This window comes from Paenisporosarcina sp., assembly GCF_057785155.1.
Genome location: NZ_JBYNRN010000007.1, coordinates 123,443 through 141,484 on the forward strand (window position 1 = coordinate 123,443; position 18,042 = coordinate 141,484).

At 41.4% G+C, this 18,042-nt stretch carries 24 protein-coding genes; all 24 read left to right on the top strand.

Annotated elements, in window-relative coordinates; all coding sequences use genetic code 11:
* Positions 1 to 122 precede the first annotated feature (122 nt).
* Positions 123 to 1,841: a biosynthetic-type acetolactate synthase large subunit gene (gene ilvB, locus AC3EA5_RS02425; RefSeq protein ID WP_488606954.1), complete on the top strand. Its 1,719-nt coding sequence runs from the start codon at positions 123 to 125 to the stop codon at positions 1,839 to 1,841.
* Positions 1,838 to 2,347, top strand: a complete 510-nt coding sequence (ilvN, locus tag AC3EA5_RS02430) for an acetolactate synthase small subunit (RefSeq protein WP_488606941.1) — start codon at positions 1,838 to 1,840, stop codon at positions 2,345 to 2,347. Before ilvB ends, ilvN begins: the two co-directional genes overlap by 4 nt.
* Positions 2,348 to 2,377: 30 nt before the next feature.
* Entirely contained in the window at positions 2,378 to 3,409 is a 1,032-nt protein-coding gene (ilvC, locus tag AC3EA5_RS02435; protein WP_488606942.1) for a ketol-acid reductoisomerase, read from the top strand.
* A complete protein-coding gene (locus AC3EA5_RS02440; RefSeq protein ID WP_488606943.1) occupies positions 3,396 to 4,937 on the top strand; it encodes a 2-isopropylmalate synthase in 1,542 nt (513 codons plus the stop codon). Before ilvC ends, AC3EA5_RS02440 begins: the two co-directional genes overlap by 14 nt.
* A gap of 25 nt (positions 4,938 to 4,962) precedes the next feature.
* The gene (gene leuB / locus AC3EA5_RS02445; RefSeq protein WP_488606944.1) at positions 4,963 to 6,063 is read left to right on the top strand and encodes a 3-isopropylmalate dehydrogenase; all 1,101 of its coding nucleotides are present in this window, start codon (positions 4,963 to 4,965) and stop codon (positions 6,061 to 6,063) included.
* Between the two features lie 18 nt (positions 6,064 to 6,081).
* Positions 6,082 to 7,500, top strand: a complete 1,419-nt coding sequence (leuC, locus tag AC3EA5_RS02450) for a 3-isopropylmalate dehydratase large subunit (RefSeq protein WP_488606945.1) — start codon at positions 6,082 to 6,084, stop codon at positions 7,498 to 7,500.
* Between the two features lie 26 nt (positions 7,501 to 7,526).
* Positions 7,527 to 8,117: a 3-isopropylmalate dehydratase small subunit gene (gene leuD / locus AC3EA5_RS02455; RefSeq protein ID WP_488606946.1), complete on the top strand. Its 591-nt coding sequence runs from the start codon at positions 7,527 to 7,529 to the stop codon at positions 8,115 to 8,117.
* An 81-nt stretch (positions 8,118 to 8,198) separates the two neighbouring features.
* A complete protein-coding gene (locus AC3EA5_RS02460; protein ID WP_488606955.1) occupies positions 8,199 to 9,113 on the top strand; it encodes a threonine ammonia-lyase in 915 nt (304 codons plus the stop codon).
* Positions 9,114 to 9,909: 796 nt separating this feature from the next.
* Complete coding sequence (locus AC3EA5_RS02465) at positions 9,910 to 11,226, top strand: Na+/H+ antiporter family protein (protein WP_488606947.1); 1,317 nt, start codon at positions 9,910 to 9,912, stop codon at positions 11,224 to 11,226.
* A 258-nt stretch (positions 11,227 to 11,484) separates the two neighbouring features.
* Positions 11,485 to 11,793, top strand: coding sequence for a 30S ribosomal protein S10 (gene rpsJ, locus AC3EA5_RS02470; RefSeq protein ID WP_004233624.1), 309 nt, complete (start codon positions 11,485 to 11,487; stop codon positions 11,791 to 11,793).
* A gap of 52 nt (positions 11,794 to 11,845) precedes the next feature.
* Positions 11,846 to 12,475 (top strand): 50S ribosomal protein L3, encoded by a 630-nt coding sequence (rplC, locus tag AC3EA5_RS02475; protein WP_024536504.1) that lies wholly within the window; start codon positions 11,846 to 11,848, stop codon positions 12,473 to 12,475.
* A 25-nt stretch (positions 12,476 to 12,500) separates the two neighbouring features.
* On the top strand, positions 12,501 to 13,124 hold the full coding sequence (gene rplD, locus AC3EA5_RS02480; RefSeq protein WP_377733151.1) for a 50S ribosomal protein L4: 624 nt from the start codon (positions 12,501 to 12,503) through the stop codon (positions 13,122 to 13,124).
* On the top strand, positions 13,124 to 13,408 hold the full coding sequence (gene rplW, locus AC3EA5_RS02485; protein WP_488606948.1) for a 50S ribosomal protein L23: 285 nt from the start codon (positions 13,124 to 13,126) through the stop codon (positions 13,406 to 13,408). Before rplD ends, rplW begins: the two co-directional genes overlap by 1 nt.
* Before the next feature lie 45 nt (positions 13,409 to 13,453).
* Positions 13,454 to 14,290: a 50S ribosomal protein L2 gene (gene rplB, locus AC3EA5_RS02490; RefSeq protein ID WP_488606949.1), complete on the top strand. Its 837-nt coding sequence runs from the start codon at positions 13,454 to 13,456 to the stop codon at positions 14,288 to 14,290.
* A gap of 60 nt (positions 14,291 to 14,350) precedes the next feature.
* Positions 14,351 to 14,629, top strand: a complete 279-nt coding sequence (gene rpsS, locus AC3EA5_RS02495) for a 30S ribosomal protein S19 (protein ID WP_017381516.1) — start codon at positions 14,351 to 14,353, stop codon at positions 14,627 to 14,629.
* A gap of 19 nt (positions 14,630 to 14,648) precedes the next feature.
* Positions 14,649 to 14,990 carry a 50S ribosomal protein L22 gene (rplV, locus tag AC3EA5_RS02500; protein ID WP_377733153.1) on the top strand — a complete coding sequence of 114 codons (342 nt, stop codon included), beginning with the start codon at positions 14,649 to 14,651 and terminating at the stop codon, positions 14,988 to 14,990.
* A 3-nt stretch (positions 14,991 to 14,993) separates the two neighbouring features.
* Positions 14,994 to 15,650 (top strand): 30S ribosomal protein S3, encoded by a 657-nt coding sequence (gene rpsC, locus AC3EA5_RS02505; RefSeq protein ID WP_024536508.1) that lies wholly within the window; start codon positions 14,994 to 14,996, stop codon positions 15,648 to 15,650.
* 1 nt (position 15,651) lies between these two features.
* Positions 15,652 to 16,086 carry a 50S ribosomal protein L16 gene (rplP, locus tag AC3EA5_RS02510; protein ID WP_377733154.1) on the top strand — a complete coding sequence of 145 codons (435 nt, stop codon included), beginning with the start codon at positions 15,652 to 15,654 and terminating at the stop codon, positions 16,084 to 16,086.
* Positions 16,076 to 16,276 carry a 50S ribosomal protein L29 gene (rpmC, locus tag AC3EA5_RS02515; RefSeq protein WP_016429890.1) on the top strand — a complete coding sequence of 67 codons (201 nt, stop codon included), beginning with the start codon at positions 16,076 to 16,078 and terminating at the stop codon, positions 16,274 to 16,276. Before rplP ends, rpmC begins: the two co-directional genes overlap by 11 nt.
* Positions 16,277 to 16,294: 18 nt before the next feature.
* Complete coding sequence (gene rpsQ, locus AC3EA5_RS02520) at positions 16,295 to 16,558, top strand: 30S ribosomal protein S17 (protein WP_377733155.1); 264 nt, start codon at positions 16,295 to 16,297, stop codon at positions 16,556 to 16,558.
* Positions 16,559 to 16,604: 46 nt separating this feature from the next.
* A complete protein-coding gene (gene rplN / locus AC3EA5_RS02525; protein ID WP_024536511.1) occupies positions 16,605 to 16,973 on the top strand; it encodes a 50S ribosomal protein L14 in 369 nt (122 codons plus the stop codon).
* A 36-nt stretch (positions 16,974 to 17,009) separates the two neighbouring features.
* Positions 17,010 to 17,321, top strand: coding sequence for a 50S ribosomal protein L24 (gene rplX, locus AC3EA5_RS02530; RefSeq protein WP_488606950.1), 312 nt, complete (start codon positions 17,010 to 17,012; stop codon positions 17,319 to 17,321).
* 25 nt (positions 17,322 to 17,346) lie between these two features.
* On the top strand, positions 17,347 to 17,886 hold the full coding sequence (gene rplE / locus AC3EA5_RS02535) for a 50S ribosomal protein L5 (RefSeq protein ID WP_108586011.1): 540 nt from the start codon (positions 17,347 to 17,349) through the stop codon (positions 17,884 to 17,886).
* Between the two features lie 19 nt (positions 17,887 to 17,905).
* Positions 17,906 to 18,042 (top strand): type Z 30S ribosomal protein S14 (locus AC3EA5_RS02540; protein ID WP_488606956.1); only part of this gene is annotated, 137 nt, incomplete at its 3' end.

The window sequence follows — 18,042 nt, forward strand, 5'->3', positions numbered from 1 at the left end:
TACCATGAAGCTTTTTCATCCCTATACAAAGAACATGTTTCTTTGTGTAGGGATGAAAAAGCTTTTTTGTTTTTTTATTTCACTAGAACTATTAAAAGGAGGCGGACGGATTGAAAGTAAGCATGAAGGTAACAGATGTAACCCAACAGAAACTAGAATTCAGAGGCGCAGATGTCTTGATTCAGTCATTAAAACAGCAAGGTGTCGATTTGATTTTTGGATACCCGGGAGGAGCAGTGCTACCGATTTATGATGCTATTCATAAAAATCCGATCCGTCATGTGCTTGCAAGACATGAGCAAGGTGCGATACACGCTGCTGAAGGTTATGCGCGAGTCTCCGGAAAAACAGGAGTTGTAATCGCGACATCGGGACCAGGTGCAACAAACCTGGTGACTGGAATTGCTGATGCCATGCTTGATTCACTTCCGTTAGTGGTTATTACAGGACAGGTTGCAACTTCAGTGATTGGAACGGATGCTTTCCAGGAAGCTGACATTGTAGGAATTACGCAGCCCATTACAAAACATAATTATCAAGTAAAGGATATACAAGACTTGCCGCGAATCATCAAGGAGGCATTTTACATTGCTTCCACAGGACGACCAGGACCTGTCGTGGTAGATATACCGAAAGATATTTCCGCAGAGGTGTTCGTAACAAATGCAGTCGAGGATAAGAAAGTGTATTTGCCCGGTTACCAACCGACTCTGAGTCCCAACTACCTTCAAATCCAAAAAGCACTACACGTATTATCTCAATCCAAAAAACCACTCATCCTAGCAGGTGCAGGTATCCTAATTGCCAAAGCCACGGACGAATTGAAAGAATTTGTGGAACGCTATCAGATTCCAGTGACCAATACATTACTTGGACTAGGAAGTATCGAGGGAAACCACAAACTGTTTCTCGGAATGGCCGGAATGCACGGAACCTATACAGCTAATACAGCAATCTGTGAATGCGATGTGTTAATAAATATAGGAGCTCGTTTCGATGATCGCTTGACTGGCAATCTTGCTCATTTTGCACCTAACGCAGTAGTGATTCATATTGACATTGATCCTGCTGAAATCGGAAAGAATGTCCCAACTGCCATCCCGATTGTGGCGGATGCTAAAGAAGCATTGCAGGCACTATTAAATCAAACTTTTGAAGGACCAGATACAAGACAATGGCTGGAAACTTTATCAGATAACACCGAGAAATATCCACTTTACTATAAGGCTGATAAACAACGAGGAATTCTTCCTCAGCAAGCAATTGAATTGATTCACCGATTAACGAATGGAGATGCAATCGTCACGACAGACGTTGGACAGCATCAAATGTGGGCAGCTCAATACTATTCATTTAATCATCCGCATAATTGGGTAACGTCAGGAGGGCTTGGAACAATGGGCTTTGGCTTCCCTGCTGCAATTGGGGCACAACTTGCTAAGCCAAATTCTAAAGTGATCTCCATCGTAGGAGACGCAGGATTTCAAATGACCTTGCAGGAATTATCCTTGTTGCAGGAATTACGTCTTCCAGTGAAAATTATCATTTTAAACAATCGGTGTCTCGGTATGGTGAGACAGTGGCAGGAGACATTCTACGAAGAACGTTATTCACAGTCCCTACTACATGTTCAACCAGACTTTGTGAAACTGGCACAGGCTTATGATATTCAAGGATACAAAGTTGAAACAATGGAAGAAGCAGAAAAAGTGTTTGCAGAAGCCATTAATTCAAATGAACCTGTGCTAATTGATTGTCGAGTAACGCAAATGGAAAACGTTTATCCGATGGTCGCACCAGGCAGAGGGCTGAATGAGATGATTGGAGTGAATGGCGAGTGAAACGCATTATAACAGCTACGGTAATCAATCAAAGTGGCGTAATGAACCGCGTTACAGGTCTTTTAATGAAAAGGCAGTTCAATATTGAAAGTATTTCAGTAGGCCACACTGAACAGCCAGGAATGTCGAAAATGACGTTTGTGGTCAATGTTGAAGATAAAGGGAAACTAGAGCAGCTACTGAAACAACTGCAGAAACAAATTGATGTAATCAAAGTTAATGACATAACAGATAAAGCGATTGTCATGAGGGAATTGGCACTTATCAAAGTAGTCACTCCGCCATCCGTCAGAAATGAAATTTATAGCATTGTTGAACCATTTCGAGCGACAGTCGTGGATATGAGCAAAAATATTACGACATTCCAAGTGATTGGACATCCAGAAAAGATTGAAGCGTTCATTGATTTAATGAAACCATATGGTATTAAGGAAATAACTAGATCAGGCGTGTCAGCATTTGTTCGGGAGACGCAAAAATCACATACAGAAAAATTATCAATTTAATAAAACAAAAAAACTCGAGGAGGAATTAAAATGGCAAAAATGTATTATAACCAAGACGTAAACGAACAGGTATTGAAAGGTCAAACAATCGCAATCATCGGTTATGGATCTCAAGGTCATGCACATGCACAAAATCTAAATGATTCAGGATTTAATGTGGTAGTAGGCGTACGACCTGGAAAATCTTTTGATCAAGCTAAAGTAGATGGCTTGCATGTTACATCAGCGGCGGAAGCGGCGAAGATGGCAGATGTCATCATGATGCTCGTTCCAGATGAACGTCAGACACAAGTTTATAACGATGATATCAAACCAGGGCTTTCAGCTGGGAAATCGCTAGTTTTTGCCCACGGGTTTAACGTTCACTTCAACCAGATTGTGGCTCCTGAACATGTCGATGTATTTTTAGTAGCACCAAAAGGACCCGGACATCTTGTTCGTCGGACATTTGAAGCTGGAGCCGGAGTTCCTGCTCTAATCGCGATTCACCAAGATGTTTCCGGTCAAGCACAAGAAGTAGCACTTGCTTATGCAAAAGGAATTGGTAGCACTCGTGCTGGAGTTTTGGAAACAACGTTTAAAGAAGAAACGGAAACCGATTTATTCGGAGAACAAGCCGTATTGTGCGGTGGGTTAACTTCTCTTGTGAAGGCAGGTTTTGAAACGCTTGTGGAAGCAGGATATCAGCCGGAACTTGCTTACTTTGAATGCATGCACGAATTAAAATTAATTGTAGATTTGATGTATGAAGGTGGAATGTCAGGAATGCGTTCATCCATTTCAGATACTGCGCAGTGGGGGGACTTTGTTTCGGGACCACGAGTTGTTGATGAAGGTACAAAAGCCCGCATGAAAGATATTCTCAGCGATATTCAAACAGGGAAATTTGCAAAAGGATGGTTGCTTGAAAATCAATTGAATCGTCCCGAATTTAGCGCAATTGAGAAAGCAGAAGAAGCTCACCAAATTGAAGTTGTGGGACGTGAACTTCGCTCAATGATGCCATTTATTAACGAAGGGAAACCTAAAGTAAAAGAGGTGGTCGCAAGTGCGAGAAATTGATATTTTTGATACGACGCTAAGAGATGGAGAACAGTCGGCAGGGATTAACTTAAATACTGCAGAGAAAATTGAAATTGCTCGTCAGCTTGAACGTTTTGGTGCAACGATTATCGAGGCTGGGTTTCCAGCTGCTTCAACCGGTGATTTCGAAGCGGTGCAGCGAATTGCTGGTACAGTAAAAAATTCAATCGTGACAGGACTTGCTCGATCAGTGAAAAGTGATATTGATAGAGCATGGGAAGCGTTGAAAGGAGCGGAGCAGCCTCATATCCATATTTTCTTGGCTACTTCACCTATTCATATGGAACACAAACTGTTGAAAACACCTGAACAAGTGGTAGAATTCGCGGTAGATTCAGTCAAATATGCTCGCCAGTTCTTTCCTCTTGTCCAGTGGTCAGCGGAAGATGCGTCTCGTTCTGATCCGGAATTTTTGGCTTATATTATTCAAAAAGTGATTCAAGCGGGTGCGACAACGATTAATCTGCCAGATACGGTGGGCTATGCAACACCAAGTGAGTATGGGGCGATGTTCAAATATATAAAAGAACATGTACAGGGTATCGAAAAAGTGAAATTGTCTGCTCATTGTCATGATGATTTGGGGATGGCAACTGCCAATACATTGGCAGCCATAGAAAATGGTGCAGATCAAGTAGAAGGTACAATAAACGGCATCGGAGAACGTGCAGGAAACGTTGCGTTGGAAGAAATTGTTGTCGCTTTGCATATCCGCAAACAACTATACGGCATTAATACTTCTGTGAATCTTCATGAGATTAAGCGTACGAGTCAGTTGGTTAGCCAGTTGACTGGTAGTTTTATTCAGTCTAACAAAGCGATAGTCGGTAAAAACGCATTTGCTCATGAATCTGGTATTCATCAAGATGGCATGCTGAAGAATCCATTGACTTATGAAATTATCACTCCGGCATTGATCGGAGATGCGAGTACAGATTTAGTGCTTGGTAAACATTCTGGTAGACATGCTTTCAAAGATCGTGCCATTAAAATGGGCTTTGAGTTGAGTGATGAGAAATTGAATAAAGCATTTGCCGAATTTAAAAAGCTGGCAGATAGCAAAAAAGAAATCGTGCAAGACGATCTATTCATCTTACTGACAGATCAACAAATTAACGACAACAATACACCTGTCTATGAATTGGCAAGTGTGCAAGTGCAGTACAGTACGCAGAATATTCCTACAGCGACAGTATCTGCGTATCAACCTACTGGTGAATTAATTACTGAAGCCGCCATTGGAGCAGGCTCAGTTGAAGCAATATTCAACACATTGGAACGAATCGTAAAAGGTAAAGTTCATATTTTGGATTATCGAGTAACTTCCATCGGTAAAGGGCGCGATGCATTAGGTGAAGCAGTTATCAATTTAAGTTATAACGGAGAGTCGGTTACCGGGCGTGATGTCGCACAAGATGTACTAGAAGCTTCGGCAAAAGCCTACTTAAACGCAGTCAATCGCCAGCTAGTAAAAATAGGACAAAAAGTAGAAGTAGTGGCTGGGTGAAAAATAGGAACAGGAGGAATTTAAAATGGAAAAAACGATAGCGGTATTACCTGGAGACGGGATCGGACCAGAAGTTACTAGAGCGGCAGTTAAGGTGCTACAAACGATTGCCATGCGTTATGGTCATACTTTCCATTTAAAGCACGCGGCAATCGGGGGTGAAGCGGTAGATAACTATGGTAATCCGCTTCCTCAAGAAACACTTGAGGTTTGTGAAGCGAGTGACGCAATCCTCTTAGGTGCGGTCGGCGGGTCTAAATGGGATCAACAACCTTCTCATTTACGCCCTGAAAAAGGATTGTTGAACATCCGTAAGCATTTTGATTTGTTCGCAAATATTCGTCCAGTTAAAGCGATTCCTTCACTTTTAAGCTCATCGCCTTTAAAAGAAGAAGTAGCCAGAGATGTAGACATGGTGATTGTACGGGAATTAACGAGTGGCTTGTATTTCGGTGAACCAAAACGGCGTTCTGATAAGTCGGCAGTTGATACGTTGGTCTATACAAGAGAAGAAATTGAGCGCGTAGTTAATCAGGCGTTTGAAATCGCTCGTACACGAAGAGGGAAAGTAACGTCTATCGACAAAGCCAATGTGCTTGAAACGAGCAAGTTATGGCGTGAAGTTGTGGAAGAACGCAAGCAAGCCTATCCAGATATCGAAGTGGAGCATATGCTTGTTGATTCTGCAGCTATGAAGCTGATTACCAATCCACGTACATTTGACGTAATCGTTACTGAAAATATGTTTGGAGATATTTTGAGCGATGAAGCGTCCGTGATCACGGGGTCACTCGGCATGTTGCCTTCTGCTAGCATCCGCTCTGATGGATTCGGAATGTATGAGCCTGTACACGGTTCTGCACCAGATATTGCTGGACACAACAAAGCGAATCCTTCAGGAGCGATTTTGTCTGCAGCGATGATGTTGAAACATTCTTTTGGTCTACACTCGGAAGCAATGGCAATTGAAGAAGCTGTATTAAGCGTGTTAAGCGATGGATATTGTACGGGTGACTTGTCTACAGGTGGAAAACGAGTTGTTTCTACTGAAGCTTTCGTCACTAAAGTAATTGAAGAACTTGAGAGAGAATTTGTATCTGAACACATTATGTATTCCTATGTTTAGGTGAATGGAGGAGAACTCATGCAAAGAACGATTATTGAGAAAATATGGGAACAACATATTGTTTACGAAGAACAGGGAAAGCCAGATCTCCTATATATTGATCTTCATTTATTGCACGAAGTTACTTCTCCCCAAGCGTTTGAAGGCTTACGTCTCAATAGCCGGAAGGTTCGCCGACCAGATTTGTGCTTTGCGACAATGGATCATAACGTGCCAACGAGAAACCGTGAAACCATTAAAGATCCGATTGCCCTTAAACAGATTAATACCCTGCAGGAGAATTGCGAAGAGTTCGGCATACCCCTTGCAGGAATTAACCATCCAGATCAAGGAATTGTTCATGTGATCGGACCTGAGCTTGGATTGACTCAACCAGGTAAAACCATCGTCTGTGGGGACAGCCATACGTCCACTCACGGGGCATTTGGCGCATTAGCATTCGGTATCGGGACGAGTGAAGTGGAGCATGTGCTATCCACTCAAACCCTTTGGCAATCTAAACCCAAGACGATGGAGATACGCATTGATGGGCAACTTGGTTTCGGTGTAACGGCAAAGGATGTAATTCTGGCGATTATTGCTAAGTTCGGAATTGATATGGGAACAGGTCACATTGTGGAGTACACGGGAGAAGCCATCCGCAACTTAACGATGGAACAACGAATGACGATTTGTAATATGTCTATTGAGGCTGGGGCTCGCGCGGGGCTAATTAGTCCGGATGAAAAAACAATTGAGTACTTAAGAGGACGAAGACATGTTCCACAAGGTGCTGATTTTGATAAAGAAGCAGCGTATTGGTTATCACTTGCAAGCGATTCGGCCGCAACATACGATGTATCGTTGAACATTCATTGTGATGAAATATCCCCATTCGTCACATGGGGTACCAATCCTTCAATGGGCACTGGTATTGGCGGACATGTACCTTTTGCAACTGATTTTGAAAGCCATGCAGATCGTGAAGCATTGCATCAAGCACTTGCCTATATGAATCTTGAAGAAGGTACGCCGATGTCTTCCATAGCAATTCAACATGTCTTTATCGGTTCATGTACCAATGCTCGGTTAGGAGACTTGCAGGAAGCAAGTAAGGTCGTGGAAGGTAAACAAGTACATCCTTCTGTAACAGCTATTGTTGTTCCAGGTTCCGCATCTGTAAAACGAGCAGCGGAAGAGGAAGGCTTAGATAAAATATTTCTTGCAGCTGGATTTGAATGGCGTGAAACGGGTTGCAGTATGTGCCTTGCCATGAATGATGATGCGGTTCCTGCAGGTCAACGCTGCGCTTCCACTTCCAACAGAAACTTTGAAGGGCGCCAAGGAGCGGGTTCAATGACACATCTTGTTAGTCCCGTTATGGCGGCAGCTGCGGCCATAGAAGGACATTTCACAGATATTCGATCGTATATACGTGAAGTAGTGCCATCATCATGAATTAGACCAATGAGGGGGGCATACAAATGAAGCCAATTAATAAAATTGTAAGCATCATGACACCACTTGACCGAAAAAATGTAGACACAGATCAAATCATTTCAAAGGAATTTTTAAAGCGCATCGAACGTACCGGTTTTGGCAAGTATTTATTCCACCATTGGCGCTTCCATTCGGATGGAAGACTTGTAGAAGACTTTGTTCTCAATGATTCAAGGTATAAAGGGTCAGAGATTTTAGTGGCTCAGGAAAATTTCGGTTGCGGCTCCTCACGCGAACATGCACCTTGGGCGATTCAAGATTACGGATTTAATGTAGTCATTGCACCAAGCTTTGCAGATATTTTTTATAATAATTGTGTAAAGAATGGCATTCTGCCGATTAGACTGCAAGGATTCCAAGTGGATGAACTTATTAGCAAAGGAAAAGCTCAGGACTATAAGTTGGTCATAAACTTGGAAGAGCAGACAGTGGCAGGACAAGATGGTACACGCTATGAATTTACAATCGATCCTTACTGGAAAGATATGCTTCTAAATGGTTGGGATGAAATCGCATTAACGTTCAAGTACGATGCGTATATCACGGACTACGAGCAAAAAACACACCAACTGTAAATAACATTAATAGGAGATGGATATATTGGGGATTACTACGGAACCGAAGGAATATACAACGCTTTTGAAAAACTAACAACGATTGTCCACCGAACGCCATGTAAACAATCAAGCACATTGAACAGCATCACGGGCAGTAAAGTGTATTTGAAACTTGAAAATCTACAGAAAACAGGTTCTTTCAAAGTCCGTGGAGCGTTCAATAAAATTAGTCAATTATCAGATGAGGAATGCGCAAAAGGAATCATTGCTGCTTCGGCGGGAAATCACGCGCAAGGCGTGGCACTCGCGTGTAGAGAAAAAGGCATACCAGTAACTATCTTTATGCCTGAAACGACACCCCAAGCAAAAGTGATGGCAACACGCCAGTATGGGGCAGACGTTCGTCTTGTTGGGAATAATTTTGATGAAGCCTATGCAGCTTCAAAAAAACAACAACTATTAACTGGTGCAACTTTCGTCCATCCTTTTGATGACTTGGCAATTATTGAAGGCCAAGCAACGGTAGCGATGGAAATGTTGCAGCAATGTCCAGACCTCGATACCATTATTGTTCCGACAGGAGGGGGAGGCTTGCTTGCGGGGACGGCACTTGCGGTTAAATTAATCCGGCCTTCTGTGAGGGTCATTGGAGTTCAGGCTCAAGTGACTTCTCCGATTGCATCAATTTTCCATGACACCAATTATGTTTCGAATATGTTCTTATCAACAATGGCAGAAGGCATCAATGTAAGAGTGCCAGGTAAGCTAACGACAAAGATCATACAAGCTTATGTGGATGACGTGATTACGGTGACGGAAGAGGAAATCGCCTCATCTATACTCTTTATGTTAGAACGGGAAAAAATGCTAGTTGAAGGTGCAGGAGCCGCTGCAGTGGCAGTTGCTCTTCATCATCACCTCCCGAGCACATCCACTAGTACGGGGATTATTGTTAGCGGAGGCAATTATGACATCAGCAAATTGGATGCCTGTCGTAAAACTGCAACTGCATAGTTGTGGCAAGTTCATTTTAATGATTAATACCCTTCGCCGGCAAAGCGAAGGGTATTTTTATTGCATAAGAGATTTACCATCAAGGCTTTTGAAGAAGGAAAAGCCTACTTCTGAAGCGGACTGGAAACTCTTTTTAGGTATCTCTTTCCAGGGAATGGTGTACTTCTCATTTTAATAAATCCAATCTATTCCACTCACAGTTAGTTAACTTGCTTAATGAGACGCATATTTAGTGTCACTTTCGATTGTGAAAATTTTATCACTCATAATGAGAGGTTTATCGCTCAATCTGGAGATTTATCGCTCATTTTGAGAATTTATCGCTCAATCTGAAGATTTATCGCTCAAACACGTCTCATGCCCAAGTTAACTTATTGAAACTTAAATGGTGCTAAGATTGCTACGAAAAGAGTAATGGAGGTTAGCGTTATTGCTCCAATATAAGTCGATTTGAATAGTTTTGTTTTCGTTGCGCTTCCGTTTGAAAGAAAAGCCCATCCTGTTTATTCTCTAGATTACTGTGCGGTCGGTTAAGCATCCGAAGCGTACTGGAAACCTGTTCATATATCCTTTAATATCAAAGATTCCTAGTGTTAAGGAAAGAATTGCTGTCAATAGAAGTAGTATAGATTCACGCAAAGGAAATCAACCACTAGAAAAAGTATTATACGTTCACCAGTAGGTATATTTTTCAGACTTTTCGTGCTTTAGTCAAACCTATTGACATCGATTTAGTGATTTGTTAATTTAAGTTGTGTACTTTAACGTATTAGCAAACTAAAGGAGATAGATATATATGAACGCTGTAATAATTGCAGTTGTAGTAATGTTGGTACTTAGCTTACTACGTGTTAACGTGGTATTTGCTTTACTGATTGGAGCAATCACGGGTGGGGTAGTTGGCGGGTTGTCATTGACCGATACCATCACAGCTTTTACAGATGGCTTAGGAGGCGGTGCTTCAATCGCCTTGAGTTATGCTTTACTCGGAGGATTCGCAGTGGCGATTTCAAAAACCGGTATCCCAGAACTTCTAGTGTCAAGCATACTTAAACTGATTAAAAAGGATGGAGAAACAGAAAAAACAGGATTGGCAAAAACGCTCATCATTTTATCGTTATTACTAATGGCTGTATTTTCCCAAAATCTAATTCCGATTCACATTGCCTTTATTCCATTACTCGTACCACCAATCATTCATGTGATGAATTTACTTAAGTTGGATCGTCGTCTTATTGCCTCTGTATTAACATTTGGTTTGACGGCTCCATATATTTTATTACCTTATGGCTTTGGTTTCATCTTCCACGAAATTGTTGCAACACAGATGGAAGCTGCTGGCCTTGCAATCGACATGAAAGATATTCCTTATGCGATGTTGATTCCAACTGCTGGTCTTGTTATTGGTCTTTTAATTGCTGTCTTCATATCTTATAGAAAACCAAGAGAGTATACGCGTGATATTACAATAGAAGAAACAACCATAACCAACGTCAATCAAAAAATCATTTTCTTTACGGTTCTCTCACTAATTGCTGCACTGGTTGCTCAAATTCAAACTGAGTCGATGATTATGGGTGCACTCGCTGGAATCTTAACGTTATATGTTACAGGAGCTCTTAAATGGAAAGAAGCAGATCTCCTATTAACAGATGGAATGCGTTTGATGGCGTTCATAGGTTTTGTAATGATTACGGCAAATGGTTTTGCTTCCGTTATTCAATCGACAGGAGATATTGAATCGCTTGTAGGAAGTGCTTCGTCTCTATTAGGAGGAAACAAAGCGTTAGCAGCAATGCTTATGCTTGTGATTGGTTTATTTATTACAATGGGAATTGGATCTTCATTTGCAACGATTCCAATTATCGCAGCGATATTCGTTCCGTTAGCAATTGAGTTTGAATTTAGTACACTAGCAATCATTGCTTTAATAGGAACTGCAGGAGCACTGGGTGATGCAGGTTCGCCAGCTTCAGACAGTACGCTTGGTCCAACTGCGGGATTAAACGTCGACGGACAACACAATCATATTTGGGATACGTGTGTTCCAACGTTCTTACATTACAATATTCCGTTACTAGTATTCGGTTGGATTGCTATTATGGTGTTATAAAGTAAGAACTTAATGTTCGGACTATTAGCCAATCACTTGAAAGAAAATAGGATTCATCATACAATAAGAAAGCATTAAAAAGAATTTCGTGAAACCACTTGCGTTATTCTTTTTATTTATGTATAATATTGAAGTTGGTCTTAATCTGACTGCGATGATGCGAGAGGTTACCGACACACCCGGCCGCTTTGCCATGGCGGGATGTTGGAAAATTTTCGTTGAGAATGTCTAGTAAATAGGCGAAAAGGAGGGAAAATTATGGCAAAACAAAAAATTCGTATCCGTTTGAAAGCGTATGATCATCGAATTCTTGATCAGTCTGCTGAAAAAATTGTGGAAACTGCGAAACGTTCAGGTGCAAGTGTATCAGGTCCGATTCCACTTCCAACTGAGAAGTCTGTGTACACAATTCTTCGTGCAGTTCACAAGTACAAAGATTCTCGTGAACAATTCGAAATGCGTACGCATAAACGTCTGATCGATATCGTTAACCCAACACCACAAACTGTTGATGCGTTAATGAAGCTTGACTTACCATCTGGCGTTGACATTGAAATCAAACTTTAATGGTGAACGACAAATAGAAATGAACAAACAATTAATGTAGGAGGTGTGACAAATGACCAAAGGAATCTTAGGTAGAAAAATCGGTATGACGCAAGTATTTGCTGAGAACGGTGACTTAATCCCTGTAACTGTAATTGAAGCTTCTCCAAACATAGTGCTTCAAAAGAAATCAGTTGAAACAGACGGCTACGAATCAATCCAGTTAGGTTTTGAAGATAAGCGTGAAAAGCTTTCTAACAAACCAGCAAAAGGACATGTAGCAAAAGCAAGCACTACTCCTAAGCGCTTCATCCGTGAATTCCGCGGCTTGAATATAGCTGAGTACGAAGTTGGTCAAGAAGTCAAGGTTGAAAGTTTCACAGAAGGCGATATAGTGGATGTTTCAGGCGTAACAAAAGGTAAAGGTTTCCAAGGTGTTATTAAACGCCACAACCAATCTCGCGGACCTATGGCCCACGGATCTCGTTACCACCGCCGTCCTGGTTCAATGGGGCCAGTTGCTCCGAACCGCGTATTTAAACAAAAGAAATTACCTGGTCAAATGGGTGGCACTATGGTGACGATCCAAAACTTAGAAATCGTAAAAGTTGATGCTGATCGTAACTTGCTACTTGTTAAAGGTAATGTTCCTGGTTCTCGTAAAGCATTAGTAGTAGTAAAAACTGCTATCAAAGCTAACTAATAAATAGAGAAAGGAGGAAACAGGAATGCCAAAGGTATCTTTACTTAACCAAACAGGTTCATCTGTTGGTGAAATCGAATTAAACGATGCGGTTTTCGGAATCGCTCCAAACAATAATGTATTATTTGATGCAGTAATCTCTCAACGAGCTTCACTACGTCAAGGTAATCATAAAGTTAAAAACCGTTCTGAAGTTGCTGGTGGTGGACGTAAGCCATGGAAACAAAAAGGAACAGGTCGTGCTCGTCAAGGTTCGATTCGCTCTCCACAATGGCGTGGTGGTGGTGTTGTTTTCGGTCCAGTTCCACGTAGCTACAGCTACAAACTACCGAAAAAGGTTCGTCGCTTAGCTCTTCGTTCAGCTCTTTCTGCGAAAGTGTTAGAACAGAACTTCATCGTTCTTGAAAGCTTAATCTTCGACACACCAAAAACAAAAGATTTCTTGAAAGTGTTGAAAGACCTTTCAATCGAGAAAAAAGCTTTGTTCGTTATTGCTGAACTTGATGAAAACGTAGCAAAATCTGCTCGTAACATCCCAGGAGTATCAGTAGTATCAGCAACAGGCATTAATGTTCTTGACTTACTTGGACATGACAAAATTGTTGTGACAAAAGCTGCAGTAGAGAAAATCGAGGAGGTGCTAGGATAATGGAAGCACGTGATATTATTAAACGTCCGGTCATTACCGAGCGTTCTTCTGAAGTAATGGAAGAGAAAAAGTACACTTTCTTAGTGGACACTCGCGCCAACAAAACTCAAGGTAAACACGCAATCGAAGAAATCTTTGGAGTAGATGTTGAGAAAGTTAACATCATGAACTACAAAGGTAAATTCAAACGCGTTGGTAAATTTGGTGGATATACTAACAAGCGCCGTAAAGCTATTGTTAAGTTAACTGCTGAAAGTAAAGACATCGAATTATTCGAGGTTTAATCCATACAGGATTCAAATTGAACTAATAAGAAGGAGGGAATAAACATGGCGATTAAAAAGTACAAACCTACCTCCAACGGTCGACGTAACATGACAACTTCGGATTTCGCTGAAATCACGACTAACAAGCCTGAGAAATCATTGCTTCAACCTGTCAAACGTAAAGGCGGCCGTAATAACCAAGGTAAGTTAACTGTTCGTCATCAAGGTGGCGGCCATAAGCGTCAATATCGTGTTATCGATTTCAAACGAAATAAAGATGGCATTCCAGGACGCGTTGCTACTATTGAGTACGATCCAAACCGCTCTGCAAACATCGCATTAATCAACTATGTTGATGGTGAAAAACGTTACATCCTAGCAGCAAAAGGATTAGAAGTTGGCGTTATGATTATGTCAGGTCCTGAAGCTGATATCAAACCGGGTAACGCATTACCATTACAAAACATTCCTATGGGTTCTACAATCCATAACATTGAAATGAAGCCAGGTAAAGGTGGACAATTAGTTCGTTCTGCTGGTACTTCTGCTCAAGTACTAGGTAAAGAAGACAAGTATGTAATTATTCGTCTTCAATCTGGTGAGGTTCGTATGATCTTAGGAACTTGTCGCGCTACAATTGGTCAAGTTGGTAATGAACAACACGAATTAATCAACATTGGTAAAGCGGGTCGTAATCGTTGGTTAGGTAAACGCCCAACTGTACGTGGATCTGTAATGAACCCGAACGACCATCCACACGGTGGTGGTGAAGGTAAATCTCCAATCGGACGTAAGTCTCCAATGACTCCGTGGGGTAAACCAACTCTTGGTTACAAAACTCGTAAAAAGAAAAACAAGTCAGACAAATTTATCGTTCGTCGTAGTAACGCTAAAAAATAAAGTGATTCATCTGCGGTTCGCACAAAGAGCCGTAGCGATATCACTGAGGGAGGTTCCAAAATGGGCCGTAGCTTGAAAAAAGGACCTTTTGTTGATGACCATCTAATGAAGAAGGTTGACGCACAAAAGGATTCTGAGAAAAAACAAGTGATCAAAACCTGGTCTCGCCGTTCAACAATATTCCCGACTTTTATCGGATTAACAATCGCAGTATATGATGGACGTAAACACGTTCCTGTATATGTGACTGAAGATATGGTAGGACATAAATTGGGCGAATTCGCACCTACACGTGCTTATAGAGGCCACGGCAATGACGATAAAAAAACAAAACGCTAATTGAGAGGAGGATATCCTAATGCAAGCTAAAGCTATTCTTAGAACAGTGCGTATTGCCCCTCGTAAAGTACGATTAGTCGTTGATTTAATCCGAGGCAAGCAAATCGGTGAAGCAGTTGCGATTTTGCGCCTTACACCAAAGGCCGCATCACCAGTAGTTGAAAAACTATTGAAATCTGCGGTTGCAAATGCTGAGCACAACTTAGATTTAGATATGAATAAACTAGTTATTTCTGAAGTTTTTGTTGATGAAGGTCCAACATTAAAACGTTTCCGTCCACGTGCTATGGGGCGTGCAAGTGCAATCAACAAGCGCACAAGCCACATTACAATCGTGGTAACTGAGAAGAAGGAGGGATAATTCGTGGGTCAAAAAGTACATCCAATAGGATTGCGTATAGGCATTATTCGTGATTGGGAGTCAAAATGGTATGCAGAAAAAGACTATGCGACATTCCTTCATGAAGATTTAAAAATTCGTGGATATATCGAAACACGTTTGAAAGAAGCATCTGTTTCTAAAGTTGAAATCGAGCGCGCTGCAAACCGTGTTAACGTTACTATTCACACTGCTAAACCAGGTATGGTTATTGGTAAAGGTGGTACGGAAGTGGAAGCACTACGTAAAAACCTCAATGCAACTACTGGCAAGCGTGTCCACATTAACATTGTGGAAATTAAACGTCCGGATTTAGATGCGAAATTAGTTGCTGAGAACATTGCTCGTCAATTAGAAAATCGTGTATCTTTCCGTCGTGCACAAAAACAATCATTACAACGAACAATGCGTTCTGGCGCTAAAGGTATTAAAACTCAAGTATCTGGACGTCTAGGCGGCGCTGATATTGCGCGTGCTGAGCACTACAGTGAAGGAACTGTACCACTTCATACTTTACGTGCTGACATTGATTATGCACATGCTGAAGCTGACACAACTTATGGTAAGCTTGGTGTTAAAGTTTGGATCTATCGTGGTGAAGTCCTTCCAGTTAAGAAGAAATCTGTGGAAGGAGGCAAATAATATGTTAATGCCTAAACGCGTTAAATATCGTCGCGAACACCGTGGAAAAATGCGCGGAGAAGCAAAAGGCGGTAAAGAAGTAACTTTTGGTGAATTCGGCTTACAAGCTGTTGAAGCTAGCTGGATTACTAACCGTCAGATCGAAGCATCTCGTATTGCGATGACACGTTACATGAAACGTGGCGGTAAAGTTTGGATTAAAATTTTCCCACATAAACCTTATACTAAAAAGCCTCTAGAAGTTCGAATGGGTTCTGGTAAAGGTTCACCTGAGGGATGGGTAGCAGTAGTTAAACCAGGAAAAGTAATGTTCGAAATCGCGGGTGTCACTGAAGAGGTAGCACGCGAAGCACTTCGACTTGCAGCTCATAAGCTTCCTGTGAAATGTAAAATCATTAAACGTGAAGAAATTGGTGGTGAATCTAATGAAAGCTAATGAACTCCGTGACCTTACCACTGCAGAAATCGAACAAAAAGTGAAATCACTGAAAGAAGAGCTTTTTAACCTTCGCTTCCAATTAGCGACTGGTCAATTAGAAAACACAGCACGCATTAGCCAAGTACGTAAAGCTATTGCGCGTATGAAAACTGTGATTCGTGAAAGAGAAATCAGTGCAAATAACTGATAAAGGAGGTTTTCGAGCATGACTGAGCGTAACCAACGCAAAGTATACACGGGCCGTGTTGTTTCAGACAAAATGGACAAAACTGTAACTGTTATGATTGAAACATATAAAAAGCATAAACTTTACGGTAAGCGTGTTAAATACTCTAAAAAGTTCAAGGCGCATGATGAGCTAAACGAAGCTAAATTAGGCGACGTAGTTCGTATCATGGAAACTCGTCCGTTGTCTGCTACAAAACGTTTCCGTCTAATGGAAGTTGTAGAAAAAGCGGTAGTAATTTAAATAATATAGTTCGGAACAGACCATATTCCGAGAGGAGGTTACCTAAGTGATCCAACAAGAGAGTCGTATGAAAGTTGCTGACAACTCAGGTGCACGTGAAGTTTTAACAATTAAAGTGCTTGGTGGTTCTGGCCGTAAAACTGCTAACATCGGCGATGTAGTCGTGTGTACAGTTAAGAAAGCAACACCAGGTGGCGTTGTCAAGAAAGGTGACGTCGTTAAAGCCGTTATCGTTCGCACTAAAAGCGGTGTACGCCGTAAAGACGGAACTTATATCAAATTTGATGAAAACGCATGCGTTATTATCAAGGACGATAAAGGCCCGCGCGGAACTCGTATTTTCGGACCTGTTGCACGTGAATTACGTGACAATAGCTTCATGAAAATCGTATCTTTAGCTCCGGAAGTTCTTTAATTAAGGTGAAAGTGCTAAACAAGGAGGTGCGACAGAATGCATGTTAAAAAAGGCGACAAAGTTATGGTGATCTCAGGTAAAGCAAAAGGCAAAACTGGTACAATCATTGCTTCATTCCCAAAAACAGACCGCGTAATAGTTGAAGGTTTGAATCTTGTGAAAAAGCATATGAAACCAAACCAGGCAAATCCACAAGGTGGAATTGTAAGCCAAGAGGCATCAATTCACGTATCGAACGTTATGTTAATCGACCCTAAATCAGGCGAGCCGACTCGCGTAAGTTATAAAGTGGAAGATGGCAAAAAAGTTCGTGTTGCAAAAAAATCAGGCGAAACAATAGATAAATAAGTAAAAGAAGAAGGGAGGTACACACATGAACCGCCTAAAAGAAAAATTTCTTAAGGAAGTTTCTCCTGCTCTAATGAGCAAGTTTGAATACAAATCAGTTATGCAAGTGCCACAAGTAAACAAAATCGTAATCAACATGGGTGTTGGTGATGCTGTTCAAAACACTAAAGCACTAGATGCAGCTGTTGAAGAATTAACAATCATTACAGGTCAAAAACCTGTTGTAACTAAAGCTAAGAAATCTATAGCTGGCTTCCGTCTTCGTGAAGGTATGCCAATCGGCTGTAAAGTAACATTACGCGGTGAGCGTATGTACGACTTCTTGGACAAATTAATTGCAATCTCTCTACCACGTGTACGTGATTTCCGCGGTGTTTCTAAAAAAGCATTCGACGGTCGCGGTAACTACACATTAGGTGTGAAAGAACAATTGATCTTCCCTGAAATCGACTATGATAAAGTGTCAAAAGTACGCGGTATGGATATCGTAATTGTAACAACTGCGAACTCTGACGAAGAAGCTCGTGAGTTATTATCACAATTCGGAATGCCGTTCCAAAAGTAAACATAAGGGAGGCGTAAACGTGGCTAAAAAATCAATGATCGCTAAACAAAAGCGCACGCCAAAGCATAATGTACAAGCTTACACACGTTGTGAACGTTGCGGTCGTCCGCATTCGGTCTTACGTAAATTTAAACTTTGCCGTATTTGTTTCCGTGA

Bases quoted from the DNA above. Each gene is read 5' to 3' on its own strand.
- rplX (WP_488606950.1), top strand. From the start codon at position 17,010: ATGCATGTTAAAAAAGGCGACAAAGTTATGGTGATCTCAGGTAAAGCA.
- AC3EA5_RS02465 (WP_488606947.1), top strand. From the start codon at position 9,910: ATGAACGCTGTAATAATTGCAGTTGTAGTAATGTTGGTACTTAGCTTA.
- rplC (WP_024536504.1), top strand. From the start codon at position 11,846: ATGACCAAAGGAATCTTAGGTAGAAAAATCGGTATGACGCAAGTATTT.
- leuC (WP_488606945.1), top strand. From the start codon at position 6,082: ATGCAAAGAACGATTATTGAGAAAATATGGGAACAACATATTGTTTAC.
- rplB (WP_488606949.1), top strand. From the start codon at position 13,454: ATGGCGATTAAAAAGTACAAACCTACCTCCAACGGTCGACGTAACATG.
- rplE (WP_108586011.1), top strand. From the start codon at position 17,347: ATGAACCGCCTAAAAGAAAAATTTCTTAAGGAAGTTTCTCCTGCTCTA.
- rplP (WP_377733154.1), top strand. From the start codon at position 15,652: ATGTTAATGCCTAAACGCGTTAAATATCGTCGCGAACACCGTGGAAAA.
- rplW (WP_488606948.1), top strand. From the start codon at position 13,124: ATGGAAGCACGTGATATTATTAAACGTCCGGTCATTACCGAGCGTTCT.
- rpsS (WP_017381516.1), top strand. From the start codon at position 14,351: ATGGGCCGTAGCTTGAAAAAAGGACCTTTTGTTGATGACCATCTAATG.
- rpsQ (WP_377733155.1), top strand. From the start codon at position 16,295: ATGACTGAGCGTAACCAACGCAAAGTATACACGGGCCGTGTTGTTTCA.
- rpsJ (WP_004233624.1), top strand. From the start codon at position 11,485: ATGGCAAAACAAAAAATTCGTATCCGTTTGAAAGCGTATGATCATCGA.
- ilvB (WP_488606954.1), top strand. From the start codon at position 123: ATGAAGGTAACAGATGTAACCCAACAGAAACTAGAATTCAGAGGCGCA.
- ilvC (WP_488606942.1), top strand. From the start codon at position 2,378: ATGGCAAAAATGTATTATAACCAAGACGTAAACGAACAGGTATTGAAA.
- rpmC (WP_016429890.1), top strand. From the start codon at position 16,076: ATGAAAGCTAATGAACTCCGTGACCTTACCACTGCAGAAATCGAACAA.
- leuB (WP_488606944.1), top strand. From the start codon at position 4,963: ATGGAAAAAACGATAGCGGTATTACCTGGAGACGGGATCGGACCAGAA.
- rplV (WP_377733153.1), top strand. From the start codon at position 14,649: ATGCAAGCTAAAGCTATTCTTAGAACAGTGCGTATTGCCCCTCGTAAA.
- leuD (WP_488606946.1), top strand. From the start codon at position 7,527: ATGAAGCCAATTAATAAAATTGTAAGCATCATGACACCACTTGACCGA.
- rplD (WP_377733151.1), top strand. From the start codon at position 12,501: ATGCCAAAGGTATCTTTACTTAACCAAACAGGTTCATCTGTTGGTGAA.